Below are 14,517 nucleotides of genomic sequence, written 5' to 3'. Positions count from 1 at the left end.
GGGCCGACGACTCAGGCGAGTTCGCGGAGGCGGCGCTTCGTCCTGCCGAGCAGCGCCGACATCCCGCGCAGTCGCAGTGGCGACACCGCCCGGGAGAGTCCGATCATCTGCGGGAAGTCGTCCGGGACCGCGAGGACCTCGTCGACGGTGAGTCCGGCGAGCCCCTGGACGAGGATGCTCGCGAACCCGCGAGTGGTCGGCGCTTCCTCGGGAGCCGTGGCGAACAGGTGCACGATGCCGTCCTCGTCGACCTCGACGAAGAAGAACACGGGCGCCTGGCACTCGAGCACCCGCTCCATGAGATCGGGGTGGTCGCGGTAGCGCTCCGGGAGGTCCGGCAGCTCGTCGCTGAATTCGAGGAGCAGCTGCAGCCGTGAGCGTTCCTCGACGGCGAGGAACTCATCTCGGATCTCGGCGAGGTTCGGGGCGAGGAGGGAATCGGTCATGGTCACTCCAGTATCGCAGCCGGGAACAGCGGACCGCCCTCCCGCACCGTGCAGCCGTGCGGAAGGGCGGTGGGTGGACGGGCTCAGCGCGTCGGTGCGTCGCCCGGCTCGGCGCCCTGCACGATCGGCACGCGCACGGCGCTGCCCCATTCCGTCCAGGAGCCGTCGTAGTTGCGGACGTTGTCGAACCCGAGCAGGTGCTGCAGGACGAACCACGTGTGACTCGACCGCTCGCCGATGCGGCAGTAGGCGATCACCTCGTCGCCCTCGGCGAGGCCCGCGCCGTCGCGGTAGATCGCGTCCAGCTCCTCGGCCGGCCGGAAGGTGCCGTCCTCGGCGACCGCCTTGCCCCACGGGACGCTCTGCGCACTCGGGATGTGACCGGCGCGGAGCGCACCCTCTTCGGGGTAGGCGGGGGCCGTGGTGCGTTCACCGCTGTACTCCTCGGGGGAGCGGACGTCGATGAGCGGCTTGCCGAGGTGGGCGAGCACATCGTCCTTGTAGGCGCGGAGGGCCGTGTCGTCGCGCTCCACCACGGGGTACTCGACGGCGTCGCGCTCCGTGGCGTCGCGGGTGATCGCCCGACCGTCAGCGATCCACTTGTCGCGTCCACCGTCGAGCAGTCGGACGTCCTCGTGTCCGAAGAGGCTGAAGACCCACAGGGCGTAGGCGGCCCACCAGTTGTTCTTGTCGCCGTAGATCACGACGGTGTCGTCTCGCGAGATCCCCTTGGATCCGAGGAGCGCGGCGAACGCGGCTCCGTCGATGTAGTCGCGCTCGACCGGGTCGTTGAGGTCGGTGTGCCAGTCGACCTTCACCGAGCCGGGGATGTGGCCGGTCTCGTAGAGGAGGACGTCCTCATCGGACTCGACGACGACGAGACCGGGTTCACCCAGGTGCGCTTCGAGCCACTCCGCCGTGACGAGGCGCTCGGGGTGGGCGTAGGCGGTGAACTTGGTCGAGGTCGAATCGGCGTCGACGGTCATGGGTACCTCCGGTCGTGCAGCTGGCTGCGGTGTGGCTCGGGTGTCGTGCATCTAGGCTGGAAGCCTGTCCCTTCGACAGTACGCCGTCCGCGCCACCGAACCGCACCGATGCGTCAGACGCCGTAACCCAGCACCCATGCAGAGCCAGAGGTTTGCCGTGACCACGCCTTCCGTCCCGACCGGATTCCGCAGCCTCGCCGACCGTGTCCCCACGGTCAGTGGCGCCGAGATCGTCGCGAGCCTGACGCCACCCCGGCAGTTCGAGCAGGCGAGCTTCGACTCGTACCGTCCGGATCCCGATTTCCCGGGCCAGGCGGCCGCGGTCGAGAAGCTCCGCGGCTTCTTCGCGCCCCAGGCCGGTGGCGGTGGCGGCTTCTTCGGACGGCGGAAGCCCAAGGTGTCGGCGGCCAAGCCGGGCATCTACCTGGACGGTGGCTTCGGCGTCGGCAAGACCCACCTCCTGGCCGCGCTCTGGCACGATGCGCCCGGTCGGAAGAAGTACTTCGGCACCTTCATCGAGTACACGGCCCTCGTCGGAGCGCTCGGCTATGCGGCGGCGGTCGCGCAGCTGACGGGCGCGACGCTCATCTGCATCGACGAGTTCGAGCTCGACGACCCGGGCGACACGATGGTCATGACCCGACTGCTCGGAGAGCTCGTCGCGACCGGGACGAGGATCGCGGCGACCTCCAACACGCCGCCGAACGCCCTGGGGGAGGGCCGCTTCGCCGCAGCCGACTTCCTCCGCGAGATCCAGGCCATGAGCGCCAATTTCGAGACCCTCCGCATCGACGGCACCGACTACCGCCGTCGCAGCATCGAGGGGCACGCCGTGGTGAGCTCCGAGGAGCGGTTCGACGCCCGCACCGAGGAGGCGGCGGCCGCCGGCCGGAACGTCACGGTCGACAGCTTCGACGGCCTCATCACGCACCTCGCCGCCGTCCACCCCTCACGGTTCATCGGACTCCTCGACGGCGTCGACCTGATCGCGCTCCGCGACGTCCACGAGTTGACCGACCAGGGCCAGGCGCTCCGGCTCGTCGCGTTCATCGACCGGGTGTACGACGCGCAGATCCCCGTGGTCACGACCGGCACCGCCCTCGACGAGGTGTTCGGCGGCGACATGCTCAACGGTGGGTACCGCAAGAAGTACCTGCGCGCGATGTCGCGCATGATCGCCCTCACCTCGATGGATTGACCGGTCCCAGCCGGTCACGAAACACGCTGTTTACCTGGACGGCACTCGCGTAACACGTCGGAAACACGCTGACAGTCGTGCGGAAACCTCCGTTCCCCAGACTGGTCGCTGTACCGAGTCGGACGGCGAGGCCGAGCTCAGCCGGTCCTCACCATCTCGGGCACCCGTTGCAAGACCACGATGTGTGAGGAAGATCCAATGGACACAGGCAGTATCGCTTGGGGAGTCACGGCAACCGCTCTGGTGCTGTTCATGACCCCCGGCGTCGCATTCTTCTACGGCGGCCTCGTGAAGGCGAAGAGCGTCGTCAGCATGATGATGATGAGCTTCGGCGCACTGGGCCTCATCAGCGTGCTGTGGATCCTCTACGGCTTCAACATGTCGGCCGTCGGCAGCCCGCTGGAGTTCGCCGGCAACCCCTTCTCCGACTTCGGGATGACCGCACTCGCGAGTGGCGAGACCGCGAACACCGACCTGGTGGGGGCGACCTACGGCGCCACCTTCGCGATCATCACGATCGCGCTGATCTCCGGCGCCATCGCCGACCGCGCGAAGTTCGGCTCCTGGATGATCTTCGCCGGTCTCTTCGCGACCATCGCCTACTTCCCGATCGCCGCGTGGGTCTGGGGCGGCGGCTGGATCATGAACCTCGGCACCACGCTGTTCGGTGAGGATGCCGGTATCGGTGTCATCGACTACGCGGGTGGCACCGCGGTGCACATCAACGCCGGAGCCGCAGCCCTCGCCCTCGCCCTGGTCCTCGGCAAGCGCATCGGCTTCCAGAAGGGCATCACGAAGCCGCACAACGTGCCGCTCACTCTCCTCGGTGCCGCCATCCTGTGGTTCGGCTGGTTCGGGTTCAACGCCGGCGCCGAATGGCTGAACGAGCTCGCGAACGTCGGACTCATCGTCGTCAACACCGTCGGGGCCACCGCGGCCGCCATCATCGGTTGGATCGTCGTCGAGAAGTTCAAGGACGGCAAGGCGACCTCGGTGGGCGCCGCTTCCGGTGCCGTCGCTGGTCTCGTCGCCATCACCCCGGCCTGCGCGAACCTGACGCCTGGCTGGGCGCTGCTCCTCGGCATCGTGGCCGGCGCCGTCTGCGCCATTGCCGTCGAGCTCAAGTTCAAGCTCGGCTTCGACGACTCCCTCGACGTCGTCGGCATCCACCTCGTCGGTGGTCTCATCGGCACCCTCTACCTCGGCTTCTTCGCGACCGAGACCGGCCTCTTCGTCGGCGGCGGCATCGAGCAGCTCGCCGTCCAGGCCATCGCCGCCTTCGCCGTCCTCGTCTACTCCTTCATCGTGGCCTTCGTCATCGGCTTCGCGATCGAGAAGACCATCGGCTTCCGCGTCAAGAACGAGGACGAGATCGCCGGCGTCGACACCTCCGTGCACGGCGAAGAGGGGTACGCGCTCGTCGACTGACCTCGACCGCCATCGATTCGCCGGACGGGCGTCGTCCATCAGGACGGCGCCCGTCCGTCGTTCGCTGGGGTGGCGGCCGCGGACGGTAGGGTGACGGCGTGTCAACCTTCACCTCGCTCATCCGTCGCGTCGCGAACGCACTCCTGGGCCCCTCCACCCGCGCCGCCTCCAGTGCGGTGCGGACCGCCGGCCTCGCGACGCCGCCGACCACCACCGCCGCTTCACCCGGACGCTCGGGCCGGACGGCGACGGTCGAGGTCGATCCGCGGACGGTGGGCGCCGTGTCGATCGACTACGCCCCGGCCGTCGACGGCGATCCCGACCCAGGCGAGATCGTCTGGACCTGGGTGCCGTACGAGGAGCGCGACGGACGTGGCAAGGACCGCCCGGTGCTCATCGTGGCGCGCTCGACCGGAGGCTGGGTGCTGGCGGTGCAGCTGACGAGCAAGGATCATTCGCAGGACGGTGCGTTCGTGCCGCTCGGCACCGGCGGCTGGGACAGCGCCGGCCGTCCGAGTTGGGCGAACCTCGACCGCGTCTTCCGCGTGCACCCCGACGGCATGCGACGGGAAGCGGCTCAGGTCCCGCGGGATCGCTTCGCCCGCGTCGCCGCTGGGCTCCGGTCGCGGTACGGGTGGCGCTGACCGAGCGGTGACCGGCCGCTCAGGCGTACCGGTCGCTCCGTCGCGGCGCTGCGTCCCACGGCACCTGCCCGTGCTCCCAGGCGTCCGCGGAGCTGGGAGTGCCCGGTGCGGCGGACCGGCGCCCACCCGGCACGGCGCGCTCCGCCTCGGCGAGCGTCGCGAACCGACCGATCAGTCGGCGGTCCTCTGACCGCGGAGCCCAGGTGACGCAGCGGAAGTAGGCCGGTGCGCCGCTCGGCGCGAAGTACTTCACGAGACCGGCCGGCCGGTCGGGCACATCCCGCATCACGATCCACTCGGCCTCGCCGATGCGGATCGGCGGGGCAGCGGGCCGGTCGGACATGATTCGAACATATGTTCGAACGCGCGTCGTGTCAAGTCACGCCGCGATCGATTGAGATCGACGGAACAGCGCTATCCGACGCGTTCGAGCGGCTCGGCCGGGGCCGACCGCTCGATCTCGGCGACCCAGGCGTGTCGGGTCTCCGGATCCTTCCGGATCGACAGGAGCCGGTCCATGTAGGGCTCGAGCGCCGTCACCTTGTCGAGCGGCGCACCGATGACGAGCTGGAAGCCGAGCCGCAGCCAGGCGACCACCGCGCGGCCGGCGAACTCCGAGTCCGCCTTGATGAACCCCTCGTCCAGCAGCACCGGCGCGAACCTCGGACGTGGGCGGTCCTCGTCACCGAGCTGGTAGCGCAGGGCGGCGCCGACGATGAACGCGACGAGCTCCTGGGTCTCGCCACCGCTCTTGTCGCCGAGCGAGGAGTAGACGCTGACGTCCTGCCCCGACGTGTCGTACCGTACGGCGGTGATCTCGACGTGACGGCGCACGTCGAGCACCTGGTCGCGGGTCGACTGGGCGCCGGCACCCGTGTCGCGCATCGACTCCATGAACCGGCGGAGCCGCTGGAACCGGGCCTCCAACTCGTCGTCGCCGAGGTTCGCGGTGACCTCGCTCGACAGGGCGCGCAGCTCGCGCCGGAAAGCGGAGGCCTCCTCGCGATGCACCCGGCGGAGGACGATCTTGAGACGATCGTGCGCCGGTCCGAACGGCAGGTCGCGCAGGATGTCGTTGACCGGGACCAGGCGGTCCTCGATCTCCTCGACGGCGCTGTCGAACGCGCTGCTGAGGGGGACCAGGTCCTCGCCGCTCCACTGGGACAGCCGGCGGCGCCACTCCTGGCGGCGCTCGGGGAGACCGGTGCCGAGGATGCCGTCGAGGATCGCCCGGTAGTCGCCGTAGGACTCGAGCGTCGTGCCGAGGTTGGGGTCGTGCCAGATCGACTGGTACTGCTCGAACACGTGCACCTGTGCGAGCGCGGCCTGCTCCGCCTGGCGGACGGCCGACGACAACTCGTCACCGAGCCGGGCGCGGAGCCGCTTCATCGCATCGCCGAACCCGCCGAGTGATGGCACGCCGCCCACCGCTGCGAGGGCGGCTTCGATCCGCTCGACGTCAGCGGGGGAGACCTCCTCCACCTCGGAGCGCTCGAAGCGGTCGATGACCGTCGTCGCCGCGTCCTGCTGATCGACGAGCACCCCGTGCTCTTCGTCGAGGCGTCTGACACGGTCCTCGGCCGGGAACCGCTCCGCGTTGGCGGCGTCGAGTTCACGTTGGGCGGCCGCCACCGAGCCCTGGAGCTCCTGCAGGACGTCACTGGCGTCGAGCAGACGCTCCAGCTCGGCCGCGGCGGCGTCACGGAGCGCTGCTGCACCGGCGACGTCGATCCGGGCCCACTCGGTGTCGAGTCGGTACCGGTGGGCGGCCCGCTCGGCCTCACGACGCGACAGCCGCTGCTGGATGCCGGCCTGTCGACCGGCGATGAGCTCGAGTCGCCCGCGGATCTCGGCCGTCTCCGCCTCGATCGACGCGATCCGCGCCTCATTGGTGAAGCCGAGGATCGGTGCGCCGCCCGTGTCGCCGTGGGAGCCGCGGCGGCCGTCACGCAGCTGACCGTTCACGGTCACGCGGCGACCTCCGCCCGAGAGCTCCGACGGTGTCTCCACGCACCGCGCGTCGATCCGATCCGAGGTGACGCGCTGCTCGATCCACGTACTGAACGGGGAGGTGCGGTACGTGACGCGGCCGGAGATGAACGCGGGGTCACCCGCGTCCGGGGAGGACGGCTCATGCAGCGGGACACCCTCGAACTGCAGGCGGACCGGGATCCGGACGGCGTCGATCGCGCGGCCGAACGCGTCGAGGTGTTCCTCGTCGACGAGGACGGTCCTCGCGAGACCGTGGAGGGTGACCTCGATCGCGGGACGCCAGGCGGCATAGGCGGGAGCGACGTCGATGAGCTCGGCCACGAACGGCAGCTGTTCGGGATCGAGTCCGGCCGCCTCGGCGAGGGCGAGCCTCGCACGGTGGAGTCGATCTGGGACCGCGCCGTCACGGCCGCGAAGCGACTGCAGCTCACGGCGGAGCTCGGTGTTGCGCTCCTCGAGGGGGAACGCTTCGCGATGCAGCTGGGCGCGATCGGTCTCGATGGCGTCGAGCGCGGTGTCGTCGTCGGCGAGGAAGTCCTCACTGCGGCCCAGCGCACGCCGGAACGAGGCTTCATTTTCGATCGGATCGTCGAGGACCTCGGTGCGCTCGTCGAACAGCGACCTGGCTCGTGCCACCTCGGCGTGCGTCGCCTCCGCGGCCTCACGGCGTTCCTCGGCACGCCGCAGCGCGCTCCCGCCCTGCTCCGACACCTGACGCTCGAGCTCGCGGACGCGGACACCCGCGGCAGCAGCTCGTGCCCGCGCCGCTTCCAACGTGGCCCCGGCCTCGAGCTTCTCCCGCCGGTTCCTGGAGACCGCTTCATCGAGCAATGCCTCGTGTGCGCGACTGCGCCAGACGGTGAACGGGGTCGTGCCGTCCTCGGTGAAGCCGAGGCGCTCGAGGTCGGCCGCCGCCCGGTGCCCGTCCTCGTAGTCGCGACGCAGCTCACCGAGCCGCTCGAGCACCCGAGCCTTACGGCTCTCGGTCTCCATCGCGAGGTACGCCTCGTCGAGCGCTTCGAAGTGCGACAGCGCCCGGTCGGCCGCGTCGTACGTGCTCGGACGCTCCAGCACCATCGACTTGTACAGGCCGTCGACCGTCGGCAGGTGCTGGCCCGCCTGGATCCGGGCCAGCAGACGCATCGCCCGTCCACCGTCGCCACCGGCACCGATGCCGAGACGAGTGTGCAGCGTGTAGGACAGCTCCGCGTAGGTGTCGCGGACGACGAATCCGGGGATGCGACCCTGGAGCTCACCGGCGTCGAACCGTTTCGGCACGAACGCTTCGAGATCCGTGAGCTCGAACGGCCCGTCGACGGTCGCCATGGTCATCGACAGGTCACCGGTGCGCAGCGCACGTCGGGGGACGAGGTAGGCGCGCACGACGGTGAAGCGACGGTCGTCGTCGTTGAGGAACGTCACCGCCACGGCACCCCAGGTGAGCTGATCCGTGCCGCGCAGGTTGATGTCGCGCATCGCCCCGGTCTGCGGGTCCCGTGCCGAGTCGACCTTGCCGCGGAGATACGTGAGCAGGTTGCGCTGGTCTGGATTCCGCGCCCGTCCGACCGCCGCGTCGTTGGAGGCTCCGTTGAACGGCACGTCCGACGGCATCATGACCGCGAGATACGCGTCCATGAGCGAGCTCTTCCCGGTTCCGGAGGCGCCGGAGATGAGCGTCGCGCGGGAGGCGAAGTCGACCGATCGGTACCCGTCGAACCCACCCCAGTTGATGACCTGCATCCGTTCGATGCGCCACTGCTCGACGAGGTCCAGCAGGGTGTCGGTGTCCGTGGAGCGGCTCATCGGTCGTCCTCTGCTGCTTGTGGCTGGGTCTGGTCGTCGGGGGAGTCCTGCGACTCGGCCACGGTGCCGTCGGGCTCGTCGTCCGCGTCCGCGTCGGCATCGGTTCGCGGCTGTTCGGAGGCCGGATCGACCGCTGCGGTCTGCGTTTCGAGCCACTCCAGGAGTTCCTGGAGGCGCTCGAGGGGGAGGAGCGTCTCCACCACCGACGCGATCCGGTGGCGGCGGGCGTCCTTGGTCCGCAGCAGGACGCGCGCGGTCAGCAGTTTGTCGATCGCGCGCTCGACGCGTCCGTCGTCGCGGGCGCGGTCGGTGGCGTGCTCGGGCCGGAAGCTCGCGACGAAGCCGAGGAGCTCGTCGTGTTCGACGATCGCGGCCCGTGCGCCGTTGGCCAGTTCGGTCCGGAGACGCGTCCGCAGGTAGACGAGCAGGATCGTCTCCTCGCGGCTGTAGCTGGTGTCGTGCAGCAGGGTCGGGAAGGGACGCCGCCCGCTCTCCGAGCCCGCCTGGCGCTTGAATGCGACCTCGGCCGAGCGGTCCACTTCGAGCTCCAGGAACAGCTCGTTGAGGCGGGACCGCAGCAGCGACTCGGACTCGAGGACCGTCCGCCACTCGGCAGGCTGGAGCGCGGGGCTGACGTAGCGGTGCTTCAGCAGAGCGACCAGCGCACGACGTTGAGCGGCGTCGAGGCGTCCCTCGTCCCCTTCGAAGAGGGCGAACGAGTCGTCATCCGGGTCGGCGACCGGCGCGTCGGCGGGTGTGAAGGCGTCGAGTCCGTCCGTCGTCAGGTCGTCCGACGTCGAATCGGTCGTCGCCGTCACGGTGGGATCCGTCTCGGAGGTCATGTCATTCCGTTCCGCGCCCGGCCTGGTCGGCCGGAACAGTCGTCGTGGTCGTCGTGGCTCGCGTCAGCGCTGCGACACCGACCTCACCCAGTGGGAAGGCCGGGAGTTCGAACGCGGTGGTCGTCCCGTCCGGACGGACCGTCTCGTAGCGACGGCGTGGTGCCTGCTCGTCGTACGTGCCCAGCTGGGTCATGAGGTGGACGAGGCCGAAGAGCTCCACAGGTCGTCGGAGTTCCGGATCGAGCGCCGAGAACGCCGCATGGGCGTCCTCGGCACCGGAGGTCACCGCATCGAGGAGTCCGGCCCGGAGCTCGTCGAGGAGCGGACCACCCTGCGACCGGAGGGTGTCGAGCGACATCGCCGCGCCGTCGATCCGTTCGACGGCGGTCGCGATCGGCGGCGGTGCGACCTCGACGTCCGGATCGTAGAACCGCTCGCGCAGGTGCTCGATGTCGATGGTCTCGGGGAGGAGCGGCAGGTCGACGGTGGCGCGTGGTCCCGCGGTCCGCATCCAGATGCCGAGGCGCTGGTTCAATGCTCGCAGGGTCGTGTCGAGCTCGCGGTCCTGCACGACGTCGTGATGCACGATGTGGTCACGGAGCGTCGCGGTGAGCCGCCGACGCTGCGCGAGGACATCGTCGATCCCCTGTCGGATGATGCCGACGGCACCCCGGAAACCACGGAGCTCCGCGGGCCCGAGCCTGGCCGAGAACGGGTGGTCGAGGATGGTGGAGAGGTCGCGCTTGAGGTCCTGGAGCAGATCGTCGTTGCGGAGGAGCTCGAAAGCACCCTCGAAGGCCCGACCCTCGGCCGTCGCCGTCATCAGCTCGTCGGTGCGCCGGAGGTAGTCGTCGAGGATCTCGCCGATCGGACGGGTGTCGTTCCGGAAGTCCTCGACGATCCGCCGGTGCATCGCGATGACCGACTCCTCGACCCGGCGGAAGTCGCTCGGGAGCTGACGGATGAGGTCGGCGATGTTGGCGTAGCCGTCCTGCATCCGGTCGTCACTCGCCGCCACGACGGTGCCGCCGGCCGCGACCCGTTCGCGTTCCGCCTGGAGCTCGGCGAGCTGCGCGTCGATACGACGCAGATGCTCGTCACGGTCCGGATCGGCCTGCAGCGCCCATCGGCGCACCGAGTCGAGGATCATGGTCAGGCGCGACTCGCTGATGAGGGCGCGGTCGTGTGCGAGGCCGTCGACGAGCGAGACCGCTTCGAGCGCGTGCGAGGTGAGCGAGTACTGTTCCTCGCCGTCGTCGGTGCTCGTCCGGACGAGCCACTGGTCGTGCACCCACTCCCGGCAGAGGGACCGTCCGCCACCGCGTTCATCGCCGCCGGCGGGGATCCGAGCACCGCGAGCCGCGAGTTCGCCGAGGTACTCCTCGACCTGCAGATGGAAGCGGTCCGCTGCGACGAACTGGACGTCGCGGCCGAACGTGGTGCGGAAGATCGCGACCACCGCCGGTGCGGTCGGGCGACTCAGGAGCCGGATCGCGGGACGCTCCAGCGCGTCCCGGACGCGGCCGAACTCTCCGTCGATCTCTCCCACTGCACTCCTCGATCGTCCGGGCACACGAACACCCCGAGGCCACCGCAGCTGCCAGATTATCAGCGCACCGCACCCGTGGTGAGCCACGCCGACCATCGACGGTCCCGATCCACCGGGCCCGGTCCGGTCGCTGTCAAGGTCCAGGGTCAGGCCGGATGGTCCGGTTACGGTGAGGACATGGGAAGAGAGCGACGCCCCCAGGTCCTGCGGGGAGACGGTTGAGCCACGCGGACGGTGACCGCCGGTGATCCGTTCAGCGCTGCGGACACTCGGGTGGTGGGCGCGCGATTACGCCTACGCACTCGTCTGGCAGGCCCGGGCCTTCGTCAGCAGAACCGACCCGCACGACTTCCTGTCCGGCGACCGGTCACCGATCGTCGTCCTCCCGGGCGTCTACGAGACCTGGCGGTTCCTCGAGCCGCTCATCCGCCGACTCCACGACGACGGGCACCCGGTGCACGTGATCGACCCGCTCGGACGCAACGACCGCTCGGTTCCGGTGGCGGCACGACTCGTCGCCGACTACCTCGAGGCGAACGGGCTCGGCGACGTCGTCCTCCTCGCGCACAGCAAGGGCGGGCTCGTCGGCAAGTACGTCATGTCGCTCGGCGGCGGCGGAGCCCGGATCTCGGGGATGCTCGCCGTCGCGGCGCCGTTCGCCGGATCGCGGTACGCGAGGCTCATGCTCCTCCCGAGCCTCCGCATCTTCACCCCCGACGACCCGACGATCCTCGCGCTCTCCCGCGAGGCGACCGTCAATCCGAAGATCGTCTCCGTCTACGGGCGCTTCGATCCGCACATCCCGGGCGGCAGCCGACTCGACGGCGCCAAGAACGTGGAACTCGACACCGGCGGTCACTTCCGGATCCTCGCCCACCCGCGGGTGTTCGCGGAGGCGCAGCTGCTGGCGGATGGTCGAGACGCATGACGGTCGAGGCGCTCGAGACCGCGGTCCACCCGCTCATGACCGTGGACGTGGTCGTTCCGGTGAAGGACGACGCCGCACTCCTCCGACGCTGTCTCCGCTCGCTACGCGCGCAGCACACCGGACCCGCATCGATCATCGTCGTCGACAACGGCAGCCGCGATCGCGCCGAGGTCGCGGCCATCGCCGAGCGGTACGACGCGGTCCTCATCGATGAGCCGATGCCCGGCATCCCCGCGGCGAACGCAGCAGGCTTCGACCACGCGACCGCGACGGTCGTGGCGAGACTCGACGCGGACTGCGTGCCGCCGCCGGACTGGGTGACGAGGATCACCGAGGCGTTCACGACGGACCCGGAGCTGGCGGCACTCACCGGCCCCGCCGTCTTCATCGACGGTCCCCGCCTGCTCCGTGCGCCGCTCGCCGCGCTCTACCTCGGGGCGTACCGGCTCTTCGTCGGGGCCGCCCTCGCCCAGGTCCCGATCTTCGGGTCCAACTGTGCGATCCGACGCGAGACGTGGGAGCAGATCGCCGAGACGGTGCACCGCGAGGATGCGGAACTGCACGACGATCTGGACGTGTCGACACACCTGGGTCTCCACCGACGCGTGCGCTACGACCGGTCACTCGGAATGGGGATCTCGATGCGCCCGTTCACCGATGCCGGTTCACTCGCCCTCCGGATGCGTCGCGGCTGGAGCACCCTGCGTGTGCACTGGCCGGAGGATCTGCCCGCCGTCCGATGGCTCCAGCGCAGCACACGACTGCGCAGCGGTCCACCGGGTGCGATTCGTCGCTGACGAGTGACGCCCGGGCAGTGGCCGATGAGACGGCGCTGTCCCGTCGACCGTTATGCGCCGGAGCCCGTCGCCATCGCGCTGGTGGTCGCGGTCGGCTGAACGCGGACCCAGTCCTCACCCACCCGCCGCACGGCGCCGGCCTGAGCGAACGCCTCGAGCCAACCGGTCATCGGCCAGGTCCCCCACCGGTCGGCGAACCGCGCGCCGTTCCGGAGGATGTCGTCGAAGTGCTGCCAGGGCGGGCGCTGCGTCTCGTGGTGTTGGTGGTAGGCGTGCGCGCCTCCGACCCACACGAGTGGTGTCCCCGCCGCGCTCAGGGCGAACGCGAAGTCGGTGTCCTCACCGCCGTAGCCTTCGTAGCCCTCGTCGAACCCTCCGGTCCGGGACCACGTCGACGCAGTCGTCGCGAATGACAAGGACCAGAACAGCGGGTACTCGTCCTCGGAGGCGACACGCTCCGCGCCGTCCTCCGGGTTCGGTCTCGCGGCATGTGGTGCCGTCGCCGCCGCCAACGCGTGGTGGTCGGTGACGTCCACGCCGGGCTGCAGATAGGTCACCGGTCCGCAGAGGATGGCCCCCGGATGGCGAGCTGACGCTTCGCGGTACCGGTCGAGCAGTGCGGGCCCGGGGACGCAGTCCGCGTCGAGGAACACGATGAGGTCGGCACCGCGCTCGACGGCCAGCGCGGCACCGAGGTTCCGACCGGCCGCGAGACGGAGCCCGTCGGGCCCCGGTGGGAGGTGGACCGTCAGCTCCGCGTCGAGAGTCGGTGGTGCGTCGTCGCCGATCCACACGACGAGTCGCTCCACCACGTCACCCGACGTCGGTATGAACGCCCTGACGGCCTCGAGCTGCCGTTCGAGGTGCCCGAGTCGTGGGCGCGAGCACAGGGTCACGATCGACGTCCTCATCGCCCACCCCCTGCAGGATCCCCGGCCGCGACCGCCTCGATCGCCTCAGCCGCCCGTTGGGCGGCGCCCGCCACCTGCCAACGAGACCAGTCGGGGTCGAGCTCCGCAGCCCGGTCGAGGACGGCCGGCCAGTCCGCAGCGTCGGGCCAGGACGCCCGCACGACCGCCAGCTCGTTGGCTTCAAGTGCACGGGCGGTGGACACCTGCTCGTCGAACGGGCGTTCCTGTGGGACCACGACGGCCGTGACGCCGGCCGCGGCGAGATCGGCGATCGCGTTCTGACCGGCCCACGACACCACCACCTCCGCCCGGCAGAGCGCGTCCCACGGGTCGTCGGACCAGACAGACCCGGCACCGGTGCCGAGCGAGGTCCAATCGCGACCGCTGGCGCGTGCGGCTTCCTCCACGGCATCCCGCGACACGGCGGAACCCCCGGCACCCGCGAGGAGGAGCACCCCGCTGCGCCCGGCTTCCGCGGACGTCCGCTCGCGTCCCTCGAAGCGACTGATGCCGCCGGTGTACACCACCTTCTCCTGCACGGGACGCAGGTGCTCCAGCTGCAGCACACCCTGAGGCCATGGGGCGATGATCGTCGACGCCGCACGGAAGGCAAGCGCGTGCGGCTCGTCGTCGCGATGGCCCGGCTGTGCCATGACGATGGTGGGGACACCGAGCAGGCGTGCGAGGAGTACCACCTCGACGGAGACGTCCACCACCATCGCGTCCATCTGTTGCCGCGCAAGGGCGCCGGCGATGGTCGCGAGACGGGCGCGGTGGCCGGCATGGCCGAGTGGGGCCCAGTGCAGCAGGCCCTCCGCGGTCGGATCGCAGTCGTCCGGGGGAGACGCGCCGTCCGGCACGTCGTCATCACGGTCGAGCACCACCCAGGAACAGTTCGAGGGGAGTCCCACCGGAGCCGGGAACGAGCTGAAGCAGACGATGTCGGCGTCGAGGTGTGGAGCGACGGCGAGCAGACGCGTCACGTGCCCCCGT

General features: G+C 70.1%; 13 protein-coding genes. 5 read left to right on the top strand and 8 right to left on the bottom strand.

Translation table 11 applies throughout. From position 1 onward, the window contains the following. Positions 1–11: 11 nt before the first annotated feature. Positions 12–446, bottom strand: a complete 435-nt coding sequence (locus HOW07_RS01205) for a SufE family protein (RefSeq protein WP_071260092.1) — start codon at positions 444–446, stop codon at positions 12–14. Positions 447–529: 83 nt separating this feature from the next. After that, positions 530–1,432, bottom strand: a complete 903-nt coding sequence (locus tag HOW07_RS01200; RefSeq protein WP_121290722.1) for a sulfurtransferase — start codon at positions 1,430–1,432, stop codon at positions 530–532. 136 nt (positions 1,433–1,568) lie between these two features. Here HOW07_RS01200 and zapE point away from each other — a divergent pair, with 136 nt between their 5' ends. From zapE to HOW07_RS01185, 3 genes are all read left to right on the top strand, one after another. Further along, positions 1,569–2,630, top strand: coding sequence for a cell division protein ZapE (gene zapE / locus HOW07_RS01195; protein ID WP_121290720.1), 1,062 nt, complete (start codon positions 1,569–1,571; stop codon positions 2,628–2,630). A gap of 198 nt (positions 2,631–2,828) precedes the next feature. Continuing rightward, a complete protein-coding gene (locus HOW07_RS01190) occupies positions 2,829–4,058 on the top strand; it encodes an ammonium transporter (RefSeq protein WP_064293796.1) in 1,230 nt (409 codons plus the stop codon). Positions 4,059–4,156: 98 nt separating this feature from the next. Then, positions 4,157–4,702, top strand: coding sequence for a type II toxin-antitoxin system PemK/MazF family toxin (locus HOW07_RS01185; RefSeq protein ID WP_371743544.1), 546 nt, complete (start codon positions 4,157–4,159; stop codon positions 4,700–4,702). A gap of 19 nt (positions 4,703–4,721) precedes the next feature. Here HOW07_RS01185 and HOW07_RS01180 read toward each other — a convergent pair whose 3' ends face one another. From HOW07_RS01180 to HOW07_RS01165, 4 genes are all read right to left on the bottom strand, one after another. After that, positions 4,722–5,045: a hypothetical protein gene (locus tag HOW07_RS01180; RefSeq protein ID WP_175115864.1), complete on the bottom strand. Its 324-nt coding sequence runs from the start codon at positions 5,043–5,045 to the stop codon at positions 4,722–4,724. A 71-nt stretch (positions 5,046–5,116) separates the two neighbouring features. Then, positions 5,117–8,497, bottom strand: coding sequence for an ATP-binding protein (locus HOW07_RS01175; RefSeq protein ID WP_175115863.1), 3,381 nt, complete (start codon positions 8,495–8,497; stop codon positions 5,117–5,119). Continuing rightward, positions 8,494–9,339, bottom strand: a complete 846-nt coding sequence (locus HOW07_RS01170; RefSeq protein WP_064293799.1) for a DUF4194 domain-containing protein — start codon at positions 9,337–9,339, stop codon at positions 8,494–8,496. The genes HOW07_RS01175 and HOW07_RS01170 overlap by 4 nt, the downstream gene beginning before the upstream one ends. Before the next feature lies 1 nt (position 9,340). Beyond that, positions 9,341–10,888, bottom strand: a complete 1,548-nt coding sequence (locus HOW07_RS01165) for a DUF3375 domain-containing protein (RefSeq protein ID WP_158596570.1) — start codon at positions 10,886–10,888, stop codon at positions 9,341–9,343. Between the two features lie 247 nt (positions 10,889–11,135). Between HOW07_RS01165 and HOW07_RS01160 the strand changes: the two genes are divergently transcribed. Next, entirely contained in the window at positions 11,136–11,816 is a 681-nt protein-coding gene (locus tag HOW07_RS01160) for an alpha/beta hydrolase (protein ID WP_175116473.1), read from the top strand. Then, positions 11,813–12,613 (top strand): glycosyltransferase family 2 protein, encoded by an 801-nt coding sequence (locus HOW07_RS01155; RefSeq protein WP_254628145.1) that lies wholly within the window; start codon positions 11,813–11,815, stop codon positions 12,611–12,613. The genes HOW07_RS01160 and HOW07_RS01155 overlap by 4 nt, the downstream gene beginning before the upstream one ends. A 50-nt stretch (positions 12,614–12,663) precedes the next feature. On the opposite strand, the gene HOW07_RS01150 is transcribed toward HOW07_RS01155, so the two are convergent. Continuing rightward, the gene (locus HOW07_RS01150) at positions 12,664–13,524 is read right to left on the bottom strand and encodes a glycosyltransferase family 2 protein (protein ID WP_121290712.1); all 861 of its coding nucleotides are present in this window, start codon (positions 13,522–13,524) and stop codon (positions 12,664–12,666) included. Next, complete coding sequence (locus tag HOW07_RS01145; protein WP_285039054.1) at positions 13,521–14,507, bottom strand: glycosyltransferase; 987 nt, start codon at positions 14,505–14,507, stop codon at positions 13,521–13,523. The genes HOW07_RS01150 and HOW07_RS01145 overlap by 4 nt, the downstream gene beginning before the upstream one ends. Positions 14,508–14,517: the final 10 nt, after the last annotated feature.

It is taken from the genome of Plantibacter sp. MCCC 1A11337 (assembly GCF_013349365.1).
In the GTDB taxonomy this organism is placed as follows: domain Bacteria; phylum Actinomycetota; class Actinomycetes; order Actinomycetales; family Microbacteriaceae; genus Plantibacter; species Plantibacter flavus_A.
This window is presented reverse-complemented; position numbering and strand designations above follow the sequence as displayed.

Excerpts from the sequence above, each read along its gene's own strand:
- HOW07_RS01205 (WP_071260092.1), bottom strand. The coding sequence starts at position 446 with ATGACCGATTCCCTCCTCGCCCCGAACCTCGCCGAGATCCGAGATGAG.
- HOW07_RS01200 (WP_121290722.1), bottom strand. The coding sequence starts at position 1,432 with ATGACCGTCGACGCCGATTCGACCTCGACCAAGTTCACCGCCTACGCC.
- zapE (WP_121290720.1), top strand. The coding sequence starts at position 1,569 with ATGCAGAGCCAGAGGTTTGCCGTGACCACGCCTTCCGTCCCGACCGGA.
- HOW07_RS01190 (WP_064293796.1), top strand. The coding sequence starts at position 2,829 with ATGGACACAGGCAGTATCGCTTGGGGAGTCACGGCAACCGCTCTGGTG.
- HOW07_RS01180 (WP_175115864.1), bottom strand. The coding sequence starts at position 5,045 with ATGTCCGACCGGCCCGCTGCCCCGCCGATCCGCATCGGCGAGGCCGAG.
- HOW07_RS01175 (WP_175115863.1), bottom strand. The coding sequence starts at position 8,497 with ATGAGCCGCTCCACGGACACCGACACCCTGCTGGACCTCGTCGAGCAG.
- HOW07_RS01170 (WP_064293799.1), bottom strand. The coding sequence starts at position 9,339 with ATGACCTCCGAGACGGATCCCACCGTGACGGCGACGACCGATTCGACG.
- HOW07_RS01155 (WP_254628145.1), top strand. The coding sequence starts at position 11,813 with ATGACGGTCGAGGCGCTCGAGACCGCGGTCCACCCGCTCATGACCGTG.
- HOW07_RS01150 (WP_121290712.1), bottom strand. The coding sequence starts at position 13,524 with ATGAGGACGTCGATCGTGACCCTGTGCTCGCGCCCACGACTCGGGCAC.